Below are 19,747 nucleotides of genomic sequence, written 5' to 3'. Positions count from 1 at the left end.
CGCTCATGCAAACCCCCATCAACACCTTCAAGCAAGCCATGCAGGCCGGCCAGCCAAAGATCGGCCTGTGGGTCGGGCTCGCGGACGGCTACGTCGCCGAGATCCTCGCCGGCTGCGGCTACGACTGGCTGCTGGTCGACGGCGAACACGCACCCAACGACGTGCGCTCGGTGCTCGGGCAACTGCAGGGCATCTCCAGCGCGTGGTCGGCGCAGCCCGAAGCGGAGCGTTCGCACCCGGTCGTGCGCATCCCGACGGGCGATACCACGCTGATCAAGCAGTACCTGGACATCGGCGCGCAGACGCTGCTGGTGCCCATGGTCGATACCGCCGAGCAGGCCGCGCGCATGGTGCAGGGCATGCGCTATCCGCCCGAGGGCATCCGCGGCATGGGCAGTGCGCTGGCGCGCGCCTCGCGCTGGCAGGCCTATCCGCAGTACCTGCACGAAGCCAACGCGCAGACCTGCCTGCTGGTGCAGGCCGAGACGGTCGAGGCGATGAAGAACCTGGACGCGATCGCGGCCACGCCGGGCGTGGACGGCGTGTTCATCGGGCCGGCGGACCTGTCGGCATCGATGGGCTTCGTGGGCCAACCCAACCACCCCGAAGTGCAGGCGGTGATCGCCGACGCCATCGCGCGCATCCTGAAAGCCGGCAAGGCGCCGGGCATTCTCTCGACCACCGAGGAGCAGGCGCGCAAGTGGCTCGCGGCCGGCGCGCTGTTCGTGGCCGTGGGCGTGGACACCATCGTGCTCACAGCCGCGGCGAAGCAGCTGGCAGCGAAATACAAGAACGCCGCGGGCGCCACGCCTGCCGTCACGCCCAACGGCTACTGAAATCCTTTCACACCGGGAGCTCCAGATGAAACGCATGATCCTGGCCGCCGCACTCGCGACGGCCACCCTCTTCCTCGCAGCCTGCGCGCAACCGGGCGGCAGCCCGAGCACCACCGCTCAGCAGGAGACCAATCGCCAGACCGTGCTGGCCTTCTACGAAAAGGGCCTGAACCAGAAGGACGCGGACGCCGCCCTGCAGTACGTGGGCAACCGCTATGTGCAGCACAACCCCACGGCGGCCGACGGCCCCGAGGGCTTTCGCAAGTTCATCGCCTTCCTGCGCGAGAAATTTCCCAATTCGCGCAGCGAGATCAAGCGCTCCTTCGTCGACGGCGACTACGTGATCCTGCATGTGAACGCAGTGCGCGAGCCAGGCACGCGCGGCAGCGCCATCGTGGACATCTTCAAGCTCGAGAACGGCAAGATCGTCGAGCACTGGGACGTGGTGCAACCCGTGCCCGAAACCGCCGCCAACAAGAACGGAATGTTCTGATGACCAAACGGCCGGCTCCGGGAAAACCTGTGGTGGCCTCCAGACGTGAGGTAAACGCGGGGGTCTTCTCCCGTGCCTTGCTGGAAAAATACGCGCTCACGAACAACCACCCCGGAGAGAGACCCTCATGAGCTTCACACGCCGCCAGATCCTTCAGACCACCGGCGCCTCGGCGCTGCTCGCCGGCATCGGCCAACAGGCCTTTGCGCAGGCCGGCATCGAGACCGCGACCATCGTCACCGGCTTCGCAGCCGGCGGCACGTCGGACACCATCTGCCGCCGCGTGGCGCAGAAGCTCAGCCCCGAATACGCGAAGGCGGTGGTGGTCGAGAACCGCACCGGCGCGGGCGGACAGATCGCGGTCACCTACGTGAAGGGGCGCCCGGCCGATGGCACCACCATCCTGCAGACGCCGACCTCGATCCTCACGATCTACCCGCACATCTACAAGAAGCTGCCGTACGACCCGATGGTGGACATCACCCCCGTCAGCATCGGCTGCATCTTCGACTTCGGCTTTGCCGTCGGCCCGGCCGTGCCGGCCAGCGTGAAGAGCGTGCCCGAGTTCCTGGCCTGGGCCAAGGCCAATCCGGCCGGCGCCAACTACGGCTCGCCGGCCGCGGGCTCCACGCCGCATTTCATCGGCGCACTGCTGGGCATGCAGGCCGGCGTCGACCTCAAGCACGCAGCCTACCGCGGCACGCAGCCGGCCATGCTCGACCTGCTGGGGAGCAACATCTCGGCGGTGTCGGGCCCCATCGGCGACATCACGCAGCATCTGCAATCGGGCAAGGTGCGCATCCTGGGCGTCTCGGGTGCCAAGCGCAGCCGCTTCGCACCCGATGTGCCGACCTTCGGCGAACAGGGCATCAAGAACATGGCGCACAGCGAATGGTTCGCCTTCTTCCTTCCGGCCAAGGCATCGCCTGAGCTGGTGACGCGCCTGAACACCGCAATGAAGAACACGCTCGCACAGAAAGACGTGATCGATGGTCTCGGCACCTTCGGGCTGGATGCCATGTCTTCCACGCCCGCGGAGCTGACCGAGCTGCTCAAGAAAGACACCGCCAAGTGGGCGCCGATCGTCAAAGAGGTCGGCTTCACCGCGGAGGGTTAACCACATGAAGGAACTGCAATGAACACACTCGCCCCCACGCCCTCGGCGCTGGTCCATCCCTCGATCCACCCCGACGAGCGCGCCGCGCGCGAAGAGCTCGCGGCCTGCTATCGCGTTTTCGCGATGCTGGGCTGGGTCGAGATGATCTACAACCACATCACGGTGCGGCTTCCCGACAGCGTGACCGGTGGCGAGAAGCAGTTCCTCATCAACCCCTTCGGCCTGCACTACAGCGAGGTGACGGCCAGCAACCTCGTGAAGATCGACCTGCACGGCAAGGTGCTCGATGGTTCCTCGTACCCGGTGAACCCGGCCGGCTTCACGGTGCACGCCGCCATCCACGACGGCCTGCCCGGCGCGCACTGCGTGATGCACACCCACACCACGGCCGGCGTGGCCGTGGCATGCCTGCAGGGCGGCCTGCAGCAGACCAATTTCTATACCGCCCAGCTGCACGGCATGGTGGCGTACCACGACTTCGAGGGCATCACGATCCATGCCGACGAAGGCCCGCGCCTCCTCAAGAGCATCGGCAGCCGCAACGCGGTGATCCTGCGCAATCACGGCCTCCTGGCCTGGGGCCAGACGCTGCCGCAGACCTTCGCCATCCTGTGGACCCTGCAGCGCGCCTGCGAGATCCAGATGGCCACTTTCTCGATGGGTGCGGCCATTCCGGTGAGCGAGGAGATCGCGCAGCGCTGCACGCGCGATGCGCTGCAGTTCAGCCCCGCGCACGGCGCCGGGCAGGACGTGTTCAATGCGCTGGTGCGGCAGGTGGACCGCATCGACCCGAGCTACAGAAACTGAGGCAGCCTCTCCCATGAAGATTTGTATTTACGGCGCCGGCGCGATCGGCGGCTGGATCGGTGCCGGCCTCGCGCAGGCCGGCGAACGGCTCAATGTGGTCGCGCGTGGCGCCACGCTCGAAGCGCTGCAGCAGGACGGCCTCTCGCTGATGCGCGGCGACGTGCGCACGCGCGTGCCGGTCAACGCGGTGGCCGACCCCGAAGCGCTCGGCGTGCAGGACCTGGTGGTGATCGCCGTGAAGGCGCCCGCGCTGGCCGCGGTGGCCGAACGCATCGGGCCGCTGATCGGGCGCGACACCATCGTGCTGGTTGCGATGAACGGCGTGCCGTGGTGGTTTCTCGAAGGCGGCTTCGGCGGCGAGATCACGGGCCACCGGCTGGCCGCGGTGGACCCCGAGGGCGCGATCGCCCGTGCCATTCCGGCCCGCAACGTGATCGGCTGCGTGGTGCATGCGAGCTGCTCGCTCGACGGGCCGGGGGTGGTGCGCCATCACTTCGGCAACGGGCTGATCGTGGGCGAGCCTTCGGGCGAAGCGACGCCGCGCGTGCAGGCACTGGTCGAGCTGTTGAACCGCGCAGGCATCAACACCACGCTGTCGCCGCAGATCCAGAAGGACGTGTGGTTCAAGCTCTGGGGCAACATGACGGTGAACCCGATCAGTGCACTGACCGGTGCCACCACCGACCTGATCATGGGCGACGACTATGTACGCGGGTTCATCTCGGCCGTGATGCTGGAGGCCAAGGAGATCGGCCGCCGCATCGGCATAGAGATCACGCAGAGCCCCGAAGACCGGCACGAGGTGACGAAGAAGCTGGGCGCATTCAAGACCTCGATGCTGCAGGACGTGGAGGCCGGGCGCTCGGTGGAGCTCGATGCGTTGGTGACGGTGGTGCGGGAGCTGGGTGAGCTGACGGGCGTGGCCACGCCGTTCACCGATGCGCTGCTGGGACTGGCGCGGTTGAGGACGCGGCAGCTCGGGCTGTACTGAGCGCCCGTCGCGGGGCGGGCGCCACGGCTCACACGCGTTTCGACGGCCAGGTCACCCACCACGCCGCAGCCACGATCAGCAACCCGCCGGCCCAACCCCAGGCCCCGACCGTTTCCCCGAATCCGTACCCCGCGATCAGCGCGCCGAACACCGGCTCGCTTCCCATCAGCAGCGACACCCGGCTCGGGCTCGAGCGCGAGGCCGCGTGGTTCTGCGCGAAGAAGGCGAACACCGTGCACAGCAGCACGAGGTACGCCATGCCCCACCAGAACGACGCCGTGGCAGGCGGCATGTGCCAGGCGCCGTTCGAAGTGGCGAGCGACATCGCCATCGCCCCCAGTGCCATCACGCCCGACTGCACGGCCGTCAGCGTCAGTGCCGGCATCGAATGCCGCCAGGCGAGCCGCCGTGTCATGCACACCATGACGGCGCGCAGGAACGCCGCGAGCACCATCAGCGCGTCGCCCCAGCCCACGGCAATGTCCGCGGGCGAGGTGGCCGACAGCATCGCGGCGCCCACCGCCGACAGGCCCGCCGCCCAGAACATGCGCTGTGCCGGCCGCTGCCCCAGCAGCCACCATTCGACGAACGGCGTGAGCGCCACGCACAGGCTGATCAGGAACGCGGCGTTGCTCGCCGTGGTGAGCGACACGCCGAAGGTCTCGCAGACGAAGATCGCCAGCAGGTTGGCGCCGAGCAGCCCGCCCACTGCGAGCCCCTGGCGCCACTGCGCGTTGAACAGCGGCTTGAGCGCTGGCAGCAGCACCACGAACGTCAATCCGAAGCGCAGCGCGATGAACTCCATCACCGGCAACTGCTGCGTCGCCTGCTTGGCAACCGCGTAGCTGCCGCCCCACACGGCCGCCACCAGCAGCAGCATGACTTCGGCAGCGCCGATGCCGGCCCACTTCCTCGCACCCCATGCGTCCGGCGCGGCACCCTGCACTTGCTTTGAATCCATACTGTCGGCCGCCGTCCCTGAACAACAAAGGAAGAATTGTTCAGGGCATCACACAGGCCGAACAGCCATCGGCCGGAACAGGACCCTTGCGCCGTGGGAACGAATTCATTTCTCAAAGTGCTTCCAGAGATGGTGACCTTCCTGAGGGTCGCCGAGCTCGGGAGTTTTTCCGCCGCGGCCGACCTGCTGGGCATGACGCCGTCGGCCGCGAGCCGGCAGGTCAAGCGGCTCGAGAAGGAAATCGGTGTACAGCTGCTGCAGCGCACGACGCGCCAGTTGCGGCTGACCGAGCCGGGCGTCGAAGCCTTTGCTCGCTGCCGGGAACTGGTCGCCGCGGCGCAGGGCACCATGGACATCGCGCAGCGGTTCTCGAAGAAGCCCAACGGGCTGGTGCGCATCAGCGCACCGAAGGCGTTTGCGCGGCGCGTGCTGCATCCGCACATCCTCGACTTTCTTCGGCGCTATCCCGAGGTCGATGTGCAGCTCATCGTGCAGGACCGCGACATCGATCCGATCCGCGAAGGCGTCGACCTCGTGGTGCGCCTGACGACGGAGCCGCCCGAGGGATTGGTGGCACGGCAGCTGATGCCCGTCGCGCACATCCTCTGCGCCTCGCCGCGTTACCTGGCGCAAAGCGAGGTCATCGAACATCCGCGCGACCTGGTCGCGCACAGTTGCCTGTCGCTGGGCGAGCATGAGCGCGACAACCACTGGCGCTTCCGGCAGGGCGATGCGGAAGAAGCCATTGCCGTGGTGCGAGGGCGCTATGTCTCGAACCACAGCGAGGTGCGGCTGGAGGCCGCGCTTGCGGGGCTGGGCGTGGCATGCCTGCCGGCCTTCATGGCGCAGGAAGCGCTCGCGAGCGGCGGCATCGTGCGGGTGCTGCCCGACTGGGAGTTCCAGGGCAACTACCGCGGGCACGCGTGGATTCTTTATCCGCCCAGCCGCTTCACCGTGCCCAAGTGCCGGGTGCTCATCGACCACCTGCTCGATGCGCTGGCCGAGGGGCGCGACAAGAACCTCAGTGCGTCTTCAGCAAGACGCGCACCGCCTCGGGCAACGAATTGACCTGCGGCATGAAGTGGTCGAGCAGCGCGCCGAGGATCACGGCGGAGATCAGCGCGCCCAGCAGCGGCTTCCAGGTCAGCCGGACTGCGGCCACCAGCCAGCCTTCGCGCGCCACGCGCACCGCGGCGCGCGCCGACACGTACGAGAACGCCACCTCGATGGCCACGGCCAGCAGCGCGTCCCAGCTGAAATAGAGCAGCACCAGCGAGCCCGCGCCGAACAGCACCGCCACGCAGATCAGGAAGATGGCGACCACCGGCACGACGATGATCGCGCCTTCGTCGGAGGCGCCCGCCAGTTCCAGCGCGCTGCCGGCCACGTCGACGGCATCGCCGGCGCTGCTTGCGCTGCTGGCGACGTCCAGGGCGAATTCACCTGCATCGACCATGTCGCCCGCGCCCACATCGAGGTTCGCGCCGACGCCCTTCTCCACCAGCCGCCGGGCCCACCAGCGCAGCACCAGCAGGTAGCCGAGGTAGCCCACGCCCAGCGTGAGGAAGTAGCGCACCGCCAGCGAGTCCACATGCAGCAGGTGCATCTGCAGCGCCGAGACGCCCCACATCAGCAGCAGCATGAAGCTGCCGATCAGAATGCCGTGCGTGCGCAGGCTGTGGTTGCGGTGCAGGTCGCGTTCGATCTGCGTTTCCCAAAGGCGCATCGAGCGCCAGTTGGAAAGAACCTTCATTGCCGGGTTTCGGGGTCGGTCTCGGCGGGGGCGAAAGGCACGCGCTGCGCCACGGCGCACATGAGTTCGTAGCCGACGGTGCCGGCGGCCTGCGCGACCTCGTCGATGGGAAGCACCGTGCCGGTCACGGTGGAGCGGCCCCACAGCGTGACCTCGGCACCGAATTTCGCGTCGGGCACGGGCGTGAGGTCGACGGTGATCATGTCCATGCTCACGCGGCCCACCATGCGGGTGCGCACGCCGTTCACCAGCACCGGCGTGCCGGTGTTGCAGTGGCGCGGATAGCCATCGGCATAGCCCACCGCGGCCACGCCGATGGTGAGCGGCCCTTCGGCCGTGAAGTTGGAGCCGTAGCCGATGGTGTCGCCGGCCTTGAGCGTCTGCACCGAGAGCAGCTGCGTCGACAGCGTCATCGTGGGCTGCAGTTGCCAGTGCGCCGCGTCGTTCGCCGGAAAGTCGGGCGCGCTGCCGTACAGCACGATGCCGGGACGCACCCAGTCGCCGCGGGTCTGGTCCGCGTGACGCAGGGTGGCGGCGCTGTTGGCGATGGAGCGCTCGCCCGGCAGGTCGCGCGTCACGCGCTCGAAGGCTTCGAGCTGGTGCGCGATGCCGCGGGGGCCGTCGGCGTCGCTGAAGTGCGTCATCAGCGAAATCTCGTCGACCTGGGTGAGCGCATTCAGGCGCGTCCAGGCCGAACCGAAGCGCTCGGGCGTGAAGCCCAGGCGGTTCATGCCCGAGTTCATCTTGAGGAAAACACGCTGGGGCTTGAGGGTCTTGTGCGCTGCGAGCATGTCGATCTGCTCGTCGCAATGCACGGTGTGCCACAGGTCCAGGCGCGAGCACAGCTCCAGGTCGCGCGCATCGAACACGCCTTCGAGCAGCAGCACCGGACCGCGCCAGCCCAGGGCGCGCACGCGTTCCGCTTCGGCCAGGTCGAGCAGCGCAAAACCGTCGGCGCCGCGCAGGCCCTCATAGACCCGCTCGATGCCATGGCCATAGGCATTGGCCTTGACCACCGCCCAGACGCGGGCGTCGAGGGCCGAACGGCGGACCCGCTCGAGGTTGTTGCGGAGGGCGGGTGTATGGACGGTGGCGAGAATGGGGCGCGGCATGAGGGGCTTCGGGCAGGCTTCGAGCGGGCTTGGAGGAAACGCAGACCACGTTTTAGCATTTCCGGGAATGGGGTCGAATCCGGAAGGGATGCCCATTTCTGCGTCGTACCCCCATGCTATAACCGCCCATTCGCACCGGACGCGACACTTTTTCACTACCGCCAGCAGACCCCTCTGGCCAGCCAGCCCATCGATGAAGCGCGGTTTCTACACGATCATGTCGGCCCAGTTCTTTTCGTCGCTGGCCGACCAAGCGCTTTTCGTTGTTGCCGTCGATCTCATGCGAAGTTCGGGCGCCCCCGAATGGCAACGCGCGGCCCTGGTGCCGATCTTCGCGGTCTTCTATGTGGTGCTCGCGCCGCTGGTGGGCGCGTTCGCGGATGCGCTGCCCAAGGGCAAGGTGATGTTCATCAGCAATGCGATCAAGGTGATCGGCTGCCTGATGATGCTGTTCGGCTCGCACCCCCTGTTGTCGTATTCGATCGTGGGCCTGGGCGCCGCGGCCTACTCGCCGGCCAAGTACGGCATCCTCACCGAACTGTTGCCGGCCTCCCAGCTGGTCAAGGCCAACGGCTGGATCGAGGGGCTGACCATCGCTTCCATCCTGCTGGGCATCGTGCTCGGCGGCACGCTGGTGGGCCATGCGGTCTCCAGCCAGTTGCTGTCCTTCGACTTCCCGCTGATCGACACCGGCATCGATTCGCCGGCCGAAGCCGCGATCTCGGTGCTGATCTTCGTGTACATGCTGGCGGCCTGGTTCAACACGCGCATCCCGCACACCGGCGTCGAGATGCGCCCGCTGCGCTCCAACCCCGAGCAGGGCTTCGCGCGCAACATCGTGGCGCTGCTGCCCGACTTCTGGCATTGCAATGCGCGCCTGTGGCGCGACCGCCTGGGCCAGATTTCGCTGGCCACCACCACGCTCTTCTGGGGCGCGGGCGGCAACCTCAAGTACATCGTGCTGGCCTGGGCATCGCTCGCGCTGGGCTACAACACGACCCAGGCCTCGGCGCTGACCGGCGTGGTGACCATCGGCACGGCCGTGGGCGCCATCGTGGCCTCGATGCGCATGCGGCTGGACATGGCCACCCGCGTGATCCCGATGGGCATCGCGATGGGGCTGATGGTCATCGGCATGAACTTCATCGGCAACGTCTGGTTGGCGGTGCCGTTCCTCATCATCCTGGGCGGCCTGGGCGGCTTCCTCGTCGTGCCGATGAATGCGCTGCTGCAGCACCGCGGCCACAACCTGATGGGCGCGGGCCGGTCGATTGCCGTGCAGAACTTCAACGAGCAGGCCTGCATTCTTCTGCTGGGCGGCTTCTACAGCGTGTGCACGGGGCTGGGCCTGTCGGCCTATGGTGCGATCAGCGCCTTCGGCCTGGTGGTGGCGGGCTGCATGTGGCTCATCAAGCGCTGGCACGAGAACAACCTGAAGAAGTACCCCGAAGAAGTCGAGCATCTGCTGGCCATCGCCCGCAGCGACAAGCATCACTGACATTGCGCGACTGCGTTGGTGAGAAGGCCGGCGCGCCGAGCGCCCGAGCCCTCACCCCTCCAACGCCTCCATGCCCGCGCTCGCACTTGTCTTCAACGCCTTCGTCTGGGGCGTTTCCTGGTTCCCGTTCCGCCAGCTCGCCGGCCATGGGCTGCACCCGCTGTGGACCACCTGCCTGATCTACCTGTTCATCGCGGTCGTGATGGGCCTCCTGCGGCGGCATGCATGGAAGGCCTTCGCGGCGTTCCCGATGCTGATCGCGCTGGGCCTTGCCGCGGGGTTCACCAACGTGGGCTTCAACTGGGCCGCGACAGAGGGCGACGTGGTGCGCGTGGTGCTGCTGTTCTACCTGATGCCGCTGTGGAACGTATTGCTGGCCTGGCTGCTGCTCGGTGAGCGGCCCACGGGCGGTGCGCTCGCACGGGTGGCGCTGGCGCTGACCGGCGTGGTCGTGGTGCTCAAGGCGCCCGGCACCGACTGGCCCGTGCCGTCGAGCCTGCCCGACTGGCTCGGCGTGGCGGCGGGCTTCAGCTTCGCGGTGACGAACATCACGCTGCGCCATCTGCGCGAAGCGCCGGGGGAGTCGCGCGCGCTGGCGATGTTCTGCGGCTGCGCGGTGGTGGGCGGCGTCGCGGCCCTGATCGGCTCCAGCTTCGGCGGCATCGCCTCCCCGCTGCTCGCTACATCCGGCTGGCTCGGCTGGGCGGTGCTCCTCGGGGGCGGCTTCATCGTGGCCAACGTGTGCCTGCAGTACGGCGCCGCGCGGCTCGCGTCGAGCGCGGCCTCGGTGATCATGTTGTCGGAAGTGCTGTTCGCCAGCGTCTCGTCGGTGGCGCTGGGCGCGGCCACCATGGACGCGCGCATCCTCGTGGGCGGCGCGCTGATCGTGGCAGGTGCGGTCTGGTCGGCGTTTGCGCGAACGCCCGCGCGGGGCGATGATCGCTCCACTCACTGAGGACATCCCATGACCAACGTCTACGACTTCGAAGCCAACCAGATCGACGGCAAGCCGGTGAAGCTCTCCGCCTTCAAGGGCAAGGTGCTGCTGATCGTCAACACGGCGAGCAAATGCGGCTTCACGCCGCAGTTCGCCGGGCTGGAGACGCTGCACGAGAAGTACGCCGACCAGGGCCTCGTCGTGCTGGGCTTTCCGTCGAACCAGTTCGGCTCGCAGGACCCGGGCACCAACGAGGAAATCGGCGCCTTCTGCACCAAGAACTACGGCGTGAGTTTTCCGATGATGGAGAAGATCGACGTCAACGGCGGCAACGCCGCGCCGCTGTACCAGTGGCTCACCAAAGAGAAGCCCGGCCTCCTGGGCCTCACGGCCATCAAGTGGAACTTCACCAAGTTCCTGATCGGGCGCGACGGCACGGTGCTCAAGCGCTATGCGCCGCTGGACACGCCCGCCTCGCTCACGCGCGATGTCGAGGCGGCGCTGGCAGCCGGCTGACGGCCTTCCTCAAAAGCGGAAGCTGGCGGTCTTCGCACCGCCGCCCACCGTCACCGTCTGGCTCTTGGCTTGCCCGCCGGGCGTGGTGACGTCGATGGTGTAGCGCCCCTCGGGCAAATCGATCAGGCACACCGGGCCACCGGCGCGGAAGGCCAGGGCAGCCGAGGAGTTCGTGTCGCCGCCCTTGATCGCGACGTCCACGCTGGCCATGTAGGCGCCGTCGGCGCGCGCGAACAGCAGCGAGAGCGGATGCTCCTTCATGGCGGCGCGCATGGCATTCGATTCGTCGGAGCCGATGCCCCCGCACACATAGCGCGTCGGCCCTGCGCCCTGCCATGCGGGCATTGCGGACTGGGCGTGCGCCGCCACCGCGCCGGCTGCGCAAGCGCAGGCCAGCAGAACGCGTCGCAGCGGAAGTTGGGTAAGGTGGGACATGGCATGGGCTCCTTGCAGATTCGGTCCGCCATGATGCGCCGCAAGCGCCCGTCGCGCGAGTCGGACCGGAGCCTGCCCTGCTGTGCGATCAGGCCCTACCCGGCGTGCCCAATGCGGCATCCAGCAATTCCACCCAGTGGCGCACCGGCGTCTCCCCGCTGCCGCTTTGAAGGTGCGTGATGCAGCCGATGTTGGCCGAGGCGATGGTGGTGGGCTGCAACTGCTTCAGGTGCCCCAGCTTGCGGTCGCGCAGCGGGTAGGCCAGCTCAGGCTGCAGCACCGAATACGTGCCGGCCGAGCCGCAGCACAGGTGCGATTCGTTCATGGCCACGCGCACGTCGAAGCCGAGCGCGCGCAGGTGCGTCTCGACGCCGCCGCGCAGCTTCTGCCCGTGCTGCAGCGTGCAGGGCGGGTGGTAGGCGACCACGCCCTCGGGCGCACGCACGCGCGCCTTCAAGACGGGCACGAGATCGGGCAGCAGCTCGCTCAGGTCGCGCGTCAGTTCGCTGACGCGCGCCGCCTTCGCCGCATAGGCCGCGTCGTGCTGCAGCATGTGCCCGTACTCGCGCACCGTGACGCCGCAGCCTGACGCGTTCATCACGACGGCTTCCACTTCATTGCGTTCGACCTGCGGCCACCACGCATCGATGTTGGCGCGCATCTGCGCCTTGCCGCCCTCCTGGTCGTTGAGGTGGAACTTCACCGCGCCGCAGCAGCCGGCCTCCTTCGCGATCACGACCTGGATACCGGCCGCATCGAGCACGCGCGCAGTGGCGCTGTTGATGTTGGGCATCATCGACGGCTGCACGCAGCCCGCGAGCATCAGCACCTTGCGCGCATGCGTGGCGGTGGGCCATGCGCCCGCTTCCTGCTTTGCGGGCACCTTGGCCTTGAGCGCATCGGGCAGCAAGCCGCGCACCGATTGCCCGAGCTTCATCGCGGGGCCGAAGAGCGGCGACGGCAGCCCTTCCTTCAATAGCCAGCGCGTGGCCGATTCCATCGCGGGGCGCGGCACCTTCTCGTCGACGATCTTGCGGCCGATGTCCACGAGGTTGCCGTACTGCACGCCGCTCGGGCAGGTGCTCTCGCAGTTGCGGCAGGTGAGGCACCGGTCCAGGTGCAGCTGCGTGCTGCGCGTCGGCGCCTTGCCTTCGAGCACCTGCTTGATCAGGTAGATGCGTCCGCGCGGGCCATCCAGCTCGTCGCCCAGCAACTGGTAGGTCGGGCAGGTGGCGGTGCAGAAGCCGCAGTGCACGCACTTGCGCAGGATGGCTTCGGCTTCGCGACCTTCGTCGGTGTCGCGGAATTCGGGGGCGAGTTCGGTTTGCATCGCGGGGTGTGGTCTCTTTTTATTCGTCTGCGAAAAGCCGGCCGCGGTTGAAGATGCGGTGCGGATCGAACTCGTGCATCAGCGCGCGGTGGATGCGGGCAATCGGGGCGCTCAGTGCGTCGAAGCGGGGGACGTCCGAGGCAGGTGTTCTGAACAGCGTGGCGTGTCCGCCTGCAGCGCGCGCGATCTCGCGGATGCGCGCTGCTTGCCCGGGCGGGGCCTTGTACCAGCGCTGTCCGCCATGCCACTCGATCAGCGGCGCATTGCCTTCGATCGCGAGCACGGGCGCGGTCTGCGGCACCGACAGGCGCCAGAGCGCATCCGGGCCATTGGCGGTGTCGAACCACGGCAGCTGCTGGTCGCGCAGTGCCTGCCAGTCGGCGGCGGCGCGCGCGTTGTCCTTGCGCTCGCCGCCGAGATGCGCGCATGCCGCCTCCACGGCCGCAACCGCACCACGCAGCCGCAGGTAGAGCGCGCCCGCGCCGGCGTATTCGAACCAGCAACTCGCATTCAGCGGCAGCGGCCGGCCGCCCCATTCGTTGAGCAGCCGCAGCGCATCGGCCTGGCTGCAGGCGAATTCCAGCGTGGCCTCGGCCGGCGCGACGGGCAGCACCTTGAGGCTCACCTCGGCGATCACGCCCAGCGTGCCGAGCGAGCCTGCGAGCACGCGCGAGACGTCGTAGCCCGCGACGTTCTTCATCACCTGCCCGCCAAAGCTCAGGACATCGCCACGGCCGTTGACGAGCGTGGCACCGAGCACGTAGTCGCGAACCGCGCCCACGCTGGCGCGCGCGGGGCCGCTCAGGCCCGCGGCGACCATGCCGCCGACGGTGGTGCCCGGGCCGAAGTGCGGCGGCTCGAAGGGCAGGCACTGCCCCTTCTCGGCCAGCGCGGCTTCGAGTTCGGCGAGCGGCGTGCCGGCACGCACGGTGACGACGAGCTCGCTCGGCTCATAGCTCGTGATGCCCGCGAGCGCGGTGGTGTCGAGGATGTCGCCTTGCAGCGCCTCGCCGTGGAAATCCTTGGTGCCGCCGCCGCGTATGCACAGCGGCGTGGCGTCGGTGGCTGCGGCGCGGATGCGCTCGACGATCTGGCTGAGGGCTTGATCCATGATTCTTTTTTCAGAAGCGCGGCAGATCGGGATGCGGCAGCCTGCCGCCGCGCACCACCTGCTTGCCGTATTCAGCGCAGCGCTGCAGCGTGGGAATCACCTTGCCAGGGTTCAGCAGCCCGGCCGGATCGAACGCACGCTTCACACCGAACATCTGCTCGTTCTCGCTGGCGGTGAACTGCACGCACATGCTGTTGAGCTTTTCCACGCCCACGCCGTGCTCCCCCGAAACCGTGCCGCCCATCGCGACGCTGGTCTCCAGGATGTCGGCGCCGAAGAGCTCGCAGCGGTGCAGCTCGTCGGGATCGTTCGCATCGAACAGCACCAGCGGATGCAGGTTGCCGTCGCCCGCGTGGAACACGTTGCAGCAGCGCAGGTTGTATTTCTTCTCCATCTCCTGGATCGCGAGCAGGATGTCCGCCAGGCGCTTGCGCGGGATGGTCGAGTCCAGGCACATGTAGTCGGGGCTGATGCGGCCCGACGCCGGAAAGGCGTTCTTGCGGCCGCTCCAGAATTTCATGCGCTCGTCTTCGCTGTTGCTCACCGCGATGGCGGTGGCGCCGCAGCCGCGCAGCACGGCGGTCATGCGGCCGATTTCTTCTTCGACTTCTTCAGGCGTGCCGTCGGATTCGCACAGCAGGATCGCCGCGGCATCGAGGTCGTAGCCCGCGCGCACGAAGTCCTCGACGGCGGCGGTCATGGGCTTGTCCATCATCTCCAGCCCGGCCGGAATGATGCCGGCCGCAATCACCGCGGCCACCGCGTCGCCGGCCTTTCGCACGTCGTCGAAGCTGGCCATGATGCAGCGCGCGAGCTGCGGCTTGGGCACCAGCTTGACGGTGACCTCGGTGGTCACGGCCAGCATGCCTTCGCTGCCGATGACCAGTGCGAGCAGGTCGAGCCCCGGCGCATCGAGCGCCTCACCACCGAACTCGATGGCGTCGCCCTCGGCGGTGAAGCCGCGCACGCGCTGCACGTTGTGCAGCGTGAGGCCGTACTTCAGGCAATGCACGCCCCCCGAGTTCTCGGCCACGTTGCCGCCGATGGTGCAGGCGATCTGGCTCGACGGGTCGGGCGCGTAGTAGAGATTGAACGGTGCGGCCGCCTCGCTGATCGCCAGGTTGCGCACGCCGCACTGCACGACCGCCGTGCGGCTCACCGGATCGATCTTGAGGATGCGGTTGAACTTGGCCAGAGAGAGCGTCACGCCCAGCGCATGCGGCATCGCACCGCCCGAGAGGCCGGTGCCCGCGCCGCGCGCGACCACGGGCACGCCGAGCTGGTGGCAGGTCTTGAGCACCGCGGCGACCTGCGCCTCGGTCTCGGGCAGGGCCACGACGAGCGGCCGCTGCCGGTAGGCGGTGAGACCGTCGCACTCGTAGGGCGTGGTGTCCTCGGCGTGCCAGATCAGGGCATGCGCGGGCAGGTGCGCTTGCAGCGCGCGCACGATCTGCGACTGGCGCTCCGTTTTCTGTAGCGAATCGTTCTGGACGGCAGTGAGCGGCGCATTCATGCGGCGGGCCTCGTCTTTCTCTTGTTCGGGCGGGATGTCTCGTGGTGTACCGCACTCTACGGAAATGCGGCGGCGCCGGGTTGAAGCTTTTTTGTGCGGCGCTTGAGAGAACTTTGCCGGCGGACCCGGCCCGGAACGGTCAGCGCAGGCTCTGCGCGAGCCAGTCGACGAAGGCCGCGCACTCCCATCGCTCGAGGGTGCCGGGCTGCCAGCAGATGGTGTGCCGGTGCGGCGACGGCACGGCCCGGTCGGAGAGCGCCACCAGGCGGCCCGATTCGAACCACGCAGCGCCCATCTTCTGGCGCACCAGCGCCACGCCGAAGCCGCTCGCCGCCGCGTCGTAGACGAGGCCCAGGTCGTTGAATTGCGAGCCGACGTGCGGCTCGGGCTGGTCGATGCCGCAATGCGCGAACCAGGTGCTCCAGGGCTCGAGCGGGCTGCGGATGAGCCGCGCGCTCGCGATCTCGGCTGCGGTGCGAAAACCGTCGAACGGTCCGAATTCGTTGAGGTAACTGGGGCTGCAGGCGGGCACCACTTCTTCTTCGAGCAGCAGGCGGTGCTCGCAGTCGGCATACGCGCCGGTGCCGTAACGCACTTCGAGGTCGGCCTGCTCGGCCGTCACGTCGAGCAGCGGGATCGACACCTGGAGCACGAGTTCGATGTCCGGGTAGATGTTGCGGAACAGTTCGAGCCGGGGCATGAGGAACTGGCGGCTGAAGGTGGGCGTGACGGCAATGCGCAGGCGCGTCGCGCGCGGGGCTGCATTGGCGAGCGGCGTGGCCTGCAGTGCCGCGAGGCCGGTGCGAACGTTTGCGAGGTAGGCGGCGCCGTCGGCCGTCAGGCTGAAATCGCTGCGGCCGAAGAGCTTGAAGCCGACGTGCGCTTCGAGTTGGCGGATGCGGTGGCTGACTGCGCTGGGGGTGACGCACAGTTCATCGGCTGCGCGGCCTGCGTTGCGCAACCTGGCCACGGCTTCGAAAGTGAGCAGGCACTGGATGGGCGGGATGTGCTGGAGGGCCATGGTTCTATGCGCTCATCGCTTGTTCAGGGCGGGTGCACAGGCCACCGGGTACTCCCCTCCGCGAATGTCCCCCGGGCTTCGCCCTCCTCCTTGATTTCGCTGCGGGGAGCACCCGATGCCCTGTGCACTTGGGCACGCTGTGGGTGTGCGGCCGATCAACCACCGCTGCGCATGACGAGCACGCCGATGGGGTGCCTTGCGCAGCGAAATCAAGGAGGAGCCGAAGGCGGGGGACATTCGCGGAGCAAGGTACCCCGTCGGCGGGATCGCGCCCTGAATGCCCCACCTCAATCCTCGAAGAAGCTGACAGGCAACCCAGGCACATCGACGCGCATCGAGATCACCGTGCCCGATGCCGGAAGCCGTTCGATCTCCGCCGCAGGCCGGCCCTTGCGACCGCTGGTGACGAAGAGCGTCTTGAGATCGTCGCCGCCGAAGCAGGGCATGGTCGGGCACTGAACAGGGACGGGAACAGAAGCAACGATGTCACCGGACGGCGCGAAGCGCAGCAACTGCGCCCCTTCGAACATCGCGACCCAGTAGTGCCCTTCTGCATCGACCGTCGCGCCATCGGGACGGCCTTCGTAACGAACGGGCGAACCGGGTGTCCAGCCCTCGGGCTTGGCATCGAACTGGTGGAACACGCGGGCGTGCGAGAGCGCGTTGGCCTCGGCGTCCCAGTCCCATGCGCAGACCACGTGCGCGGCGGTGTCGGCCCAGTAGAGAGTGCGGGCGTCGGGCGAGAACGCGAGGCCGTTGGCGGTGGTGGACTCGTTGGCCATCTGCGTGAGCGTGGGCGAGATGTCCGTGTCGGGGCGCGCATCGAAGCAGTAGAGCGCTGCGTTGGCTCGGTCTTTCGCCTCGTTGAGCGAACCGCCCCAGAAGCGGCCGAGCGGATCGCACTTGCCGTCGTTGAAGCGCATGGTGCGCACGTCGTGCTCCACGCGCGCCATCGCGACCAGCTCACCACCCCATTCGCGCGCGCGGTAGATGCCGTCGCGCAGCGCGATCACGAGACCGCCAGTTCGGGCCGGCGCCATGCAGCCGGGTTCGGTGGAGAGCGCCCATCGCTCGACGGTGGCAGACGGTGTTCCGATGTCGCCGCGCGTTCGCAGCACGGCGCGGCCCGGAATATCGAGCCAGTACAGGGAACGTTCTTCAGGGTGCCAGAACGGCGATTCGCCGAGCTCGCAGAGGCTGTCTTCGATGGAGGTCCACATGGTGGCGATTGTGCCCCTCGCGATGGCGGCGACAGGCAAAAAAAAGCCCGCTGGCGCCGGGGCGCTCGCGGGCTGAACATCCAAAGGAGACCTCGCTTGAAAAACTCGTTACGAAGAATTGTTCTTGTGAAGAAAAAGGATGGTGGTCATCCGGCTGGGGAACCCCGAAGGGCTCCCCAGAAGGGGATCAACGGTTGTAGGCGGTTTCGCCGTGGGAAGAGATGTCGAGGCCTTCGCGCTCTTCTTCTTCCGACACACGCAGACCGATGGTGAGGTCGGCGATCTTGAAGGCGATGAAGGCCACCACGCCCGACCACACGATGGTCAGCAGCACGCCCTTGAGCTGGATCCAGACCTGGGCACCGATGCCGTTGGAGATGACGCTGGCCGTGACCCAGTCGCCCACGAGGCCGGGGCCGCCGAGTGCCTGGGTGTTGAACACGCCGGTGAGCAGCGCGCCGACGATACCGCCGACACCGTGCACGCCGAACACGTCGAGCGAGTCGTCTGCGCCGAGCAGCTTCTTGAGACCGTTGACGCCCCAGAGGCAGGCGAAACCGGCGATGAAGCCGATCACGAGGGCGCCCATCAGGCCGACGTTGCCGGCGGCCGGGGTGATGGCCACGAGGCCTGCAACGGCGCCCGAAGCGGCACCCAGCATCGAGGCCTTGCCGCGCATCAGTGCTTCACCGATGCACCATGCGAGCACGGCGGCGGCGGTGGCCGAGAAGGTGTTCATGAAGGCGAGCACGGCGCTGGTGCCGGCTTCCAGGGCCGAACCTGCGTTGAAGCCGAACCAGCCGACCCACAGCAGCGAAGCGCCGACCATGGTGAGCGTGAGCGAGTGCGGGGTGAAGGCTTCCTTGCCGTAGCCGACGCGCTTGCCGATCACGAAGGCACCCACGAGGCCGGCGACGGCCGCGTTGATGTGCACCACGGTGCCGCCTGCGAAGTCCAGCGCGCCCCACTGCCAGATCAGGCCGGCCTTGGCGTTGTTGGCATCCACCACGTTGGCGGCGGTGTAGGCGTCCGGGCCCATCCAGAACCAGACCATGTGGGCCAGCGGCGCGTAGCTGAAGGTGAACCAGATCACCATGAACAGCAGCACGGCCGAGAACTTGGCACGTTCGGCAAAGGCACCCACGATCAGGCAGCAGGTGATGCCGGCGAACGTGGCCTGGAAGGCGGCGAACAGCAGCTCGGGGATGTAGACGCCCTTGCTGAAGGTCGCGCCGGGTGCGAACACGCCGGTGGCCGGATCGAAGATCCCCTTCATGAAGAGCCGGTCGAATCCGCCGAAGAAGGCGTTCCCCTCGGTGAATGCGATGCTGTAGCCATAGATGAGCCACAGCACCACGATCAGCGAGAAGGTGACCATCACCTGCATCAGCACCGACAGCATGTTCTTGCTGCGGACCAGGCCGCCATAGAACAGCGCGAGGCCGGGGATGGTCATCATGATGACGAGCAGCGTGGACAGCATCATCCAGCTGGTGTCGCCCTTGTTGAAGGACGGCGCGGGGGCTGCGGCGGGTGCTGCTTCGGCCGCAGCAGGTGCTGCAGCGGCGGGGGCAGCAGCTGCCGGGGCAGCCGCGGGGGCCGGCGCTGCAGCGGCCGGCGCGGATGCGGCGGGCGCTTCAGCAGGCGCGGCGGGAGTTTGCGCGAAGCCGGTGGTGCCGGCGGCGAGAACGCTCAGGCCGAGCGCAAGAGAGACAAGCAGTTTTTTCATGGTCTTTGTTCTTGAGTGCCAGACCCGGTCAGAGGGCTTCGCGGCCCGTTTCGCCGGTGCGGATGCGTACGACCTGTTCGAGGTTGTAGACAAAGATTTTTCCGTCGCCGATCTTGCCGGTGCGCGCTGCACCTTCGACGGCTTCGATCACGCGATCGACGAGGTCGTCGGAGACGGCCGCTTCGATCTTGACTTTTGGCAGGAAGTCGACCACGTACTCCGCGCCGCGATAGAGCTCGGTGTGGCCCTTCTGGCGGCCGAAGCCCTTCACTTCGGTGACGGTGATCCCCTGCACGCCGATCGCCGACAGTGCTTCACGCACTTCGTCGAGCTTGAACGGTTTGATGATGGCTGTGACCAGCTTCAT

The 19,747-nt window shown here is 67.6% G+C and carries 20 protein-coding genes; 9 read left to right on the top strand and 11 right to left on the bottom strand.

Annotated features, from left to right (window positions below):
- Positions 1 to 5: 5 nt before the first annotated feature.
- From hpaI to M2282_RS19235, 5 genes are all read left to right on the top strand, one after another.
- Complete coding sequence (hpaI, locus tag M2282_RS19255) at positions 6 to 836, top strand: 4-hydroxy-2-oxoheptanedioate aldolase (RefSeq protein ID WP_280810381.1); 831 nt, start codon at positions 6 to 8, stop codon at positions 834 to 836.
- Positions 837 to 861: 25 nt separating this feature from the next.
- Complete coding sequence (locus M2282_RS19250) at positions 862 to 1,329, top strand: nuclear transport factor 2 family protein (protein WP_280810380.1); 468 nt, start codon at positions 862 to 864, stop codon at positions 1,327 to 1,329.
- Positions 1,330 to 1,456: 127 nt separating this feature from the next.
- Positions 1,457 to 2,446 carry a Bug family tripartite tricarboxylate transporter substrate binding protein gene (locus M2282_RS19245; RefSeq protein ID WP_280810379.1) on the top strand — a complete coding sequence of 330 codons (990 nt, stop codon included), beginning with the start codon at positions 1,457 to 1,459 and terminating at the stop codon, positions 2,444 to 2,446.
- Positions 2,447 to 2,464: 18 nt separating this feature from the next.
- A complete protein-coding gene (locus tag M2282_RS19240) occupies positions 2,465 to 3,253 on the top strand; it encodes a class II aldolase/adducin family protein (RefSeq protein ID WP_280810378.1) in 789 nt (262 codons plus the stop codon).
- Positions 3,254 to 3,266: 13 nt separating this feature from the next.
- The gene (locus M2282_RS19235; protein WP_280810377.1) at positions 3,267 to 4,244 is read left to right on the top strand and encodes a 2-dehydropantoate 2-reductase; all 978 of its coding nucleotides are present in this window, start codon (positions 3,267 to 3,269) and stop codon (positions 4,242 to 4,244) included.
- Between the two features lie 28 nt (positions 4,245 to 4,272).
- Here the strand turns inward: M2282_RS19235 and M2282_RS19230 are convergent, their stop codons facing one another.
- A complete protein-coding gene (locus tag M2282_RS19230) occupies positions 4,273 to 5,205 on the bottom strand; it encodes a DMT family transporter (protein ID WP_280810376.1) in 933 nt (310 codons plus the stop codon).
- A gap of 93 nt (positions 5,206 to 5,298) precedes the next feature.
- Between M2282_RS19230 and M2282_RS19225 the strand changes: the two genes are divergently transcribed.
- Positions 5,299 to 6,273 (top strand): LysR family transcriptional regulator, encoded by a 975-nt coding sequence (locus M2282_RS19225; protein WP_280810375.1) that lies wholly within the window; start codon positions 5,299 to 5,301, stop codon positions 6,271 to 6,273.
- On the opposite strand, the gene M2282_RS19220 is transcribed toward M2282_RS19225, so the two are convergent.
- Positions 6,227 to 6,958 (bottom strand): hypothetical protein, encoded by a 732-nt coding sequence (locus tag M2282_RS19220; protein WP_280810374.1) that lies wholly within the window; start codon positions 6,956 to 6,958, stop codon positions 6,227 to 6,229. The genes M2282_RS19225 and M2282_RS19220 overlap by 47 nt on opposite strands.
- Positions 6,955 to 8,070: an alanine racemase gene (alr, locus tag M2282_RS19215; RefSeq protein ID WP_280810373.1), complete on the bottom strand. Its 1,116-nt coding sequence runs from the start codon at positions 8,068 to 8,070 to the stop codon at positions 6,955 to 6,957. Before alr ends, M2282_RS19220 begins: the two co-directional genes overlap by 4 nt.
- Before the next feature lie 193 nt (positions 8,071 to 8,263).
- On the opposite strand from alr, the gene lplT reads away from it, so the two are divergent.
- From lplT to M2282_RS19200, 3 genes are all read left to right on the top strand, one after another.
- Entirely contained in the window at positions 8,264 to 9,568 is a 1,305-nt protein-coding gene (gene lplT, locus M2282_RS19210) for a lysophospholipid transporter LplT (RefSeq protein WP_280810372.1), read from the top strand.
- A 70-nt stretch (positions 9,569 to 9,638) separates the two neighbouring features.
- Complete coding sequence (locus tag M2282_RS19205) at positions 9,639 to 10,523, top strand: DMT family transporter (protein ID WP_280810371.1); 885 nt, start codon at positions 9,639 to 9,641, stop codon at positions 10,521 to 10,523.
- 9 nt (positions 10,524 to 10,532) lie between these two features.
- Positions 10,533 to 11,021 (top strand): glutathione peroxidase, encoded by a 489-nt coding sequence (locus M2282_RS19200; protein ID WP_280810370.1) that lies wholly within the window; start codon positions 10,533 to 10,535, stop codon positions 11,019 to 11,021.
- A gap of 9 nt (positions 11,022 to 11,030) precedes the next feature.
- Here the strand turns inward: M2282_RS19200 and M2282_RS19195 are convergent, their stop codons facing one another.
- The 8 genes from M2282_RS19195 to glnK form a co-directional block, all read right to left on the bottom strand.
- Positions 11,031 to 11,456, bottom strand: a complete 426-nt coding sequence (locus tag M2282_RS19195) for a carboxypeptidase regulatory-like domain-containing protein (protein ID WP_280810369.1) — start codon at positions 11,454 to 11,456, stop codon at positions 11,031 to 11,033.
- Positions 11,457 to 11,544: 88 nt separating this feature from the next.
- Positions 11,545 to 12,786, bottom strand: a complete 1,242-nt coding sequence (glcF, locus tag M2282_RS19190) for a glycolate oxidase subunit GlcF (protein ID WP_280810368.1) — start codon at positions 12,784 to 12,786, stop codon at positions 11,545 to 11,547.
- A gap of 19 nt (positions 12,787 to 12,805) precedes the next feature.
- On the bottom strand, positions 12,806 to 13,897 hold the full coding sequence (glcE, locus tag M2282_RS19185) for a glycolate oxidase subunit GlcE (protein ID WP_280810367.1): 1,092 nt from the start codon (positions 13,895 to 13,897) through the stop codon (positions 12,806 to 12,808).
- Positions 13,898 to 13,907: 10 nt separating this feature from the next.
- Positions 13,908 to 15,410 carry an FAD-linked oxidase C-terminal domain-containing protein gene (locus M2282_RS19180; RefSeq protein ID WP_280810366.1) on the bottom strand — a complete coding sequence of 501 codons (1,503 nt, stop codon included), beginning with the start codon at positions 15,408 to 15,410 and terminating at the stop codon, positions 13,908 to 13,910.
- 139 nt (positions 15,411 to 15,549) lie between these two features.
- Positions 15,550 to 16,431, bottom strand: coding sequence for a LysR substrate-binding domain-containing protein (locus tag M2282_RS19175; RefSeq protein WP_280810365.1), 882 nt, complete (start codon positions 16,429 to 16,431; stop codon positions 15,550 to 15,552).
- Between the two features lie 287 nt (positions 16,432 to 16,718).
- The gene (locus M2282_RS19170) at positions 16,719 to 17,651 is read right to left on the bottom strand and encodes an SMP-30/gluconolactonase/LRE family protein (RefSeq protein ID WP_280810364.1); all 933 of its coding nucleotides are present in this window, start codon (positions 17,649 to 17,651) and stop codon (positions 16,719 to 16,721) included.
- 187 nt (positions 17,652 to 17,838) lie between these two features.
- Positions 17,839 to 19,380 carry an ammonium transporter gene (locus M2282_RS19165; RefSeq protein ID WP_280810363.1) on the bottom strand — a complete coding sequence of 514 codons (1,542 nt, stop codon included), beginning with the start codon at positions 19,378 to 19,380 and terminating at the stop codon, positions 17,839 to 17,841.
- Positions 19,381 to 19,408: 28 nt separating this feature from the next.
- A complete protein-coding gene (glnK, locus tag M2282_RS19160) occupies positions 19,409 to 19,747 on the bottom strand; it encodes a P-II family nitrogen regulator (protein ID WP_007833403.1) in 339 nt (112 codons plus the stop codon).

Source organism: Variovorax boronicumulans (assembly GCF_029892485.1).
Taxonomy (GTDB): Bacteria; Pseudomonadota; Gammaproteobacteria; order Burkholderiales; family Burkholderiaceae_C; genus Variovorax; species Variovorax boronicumulans_B.
This window is presented reverse-complemented; position numbering and strand designations above follow the sequence as displayed.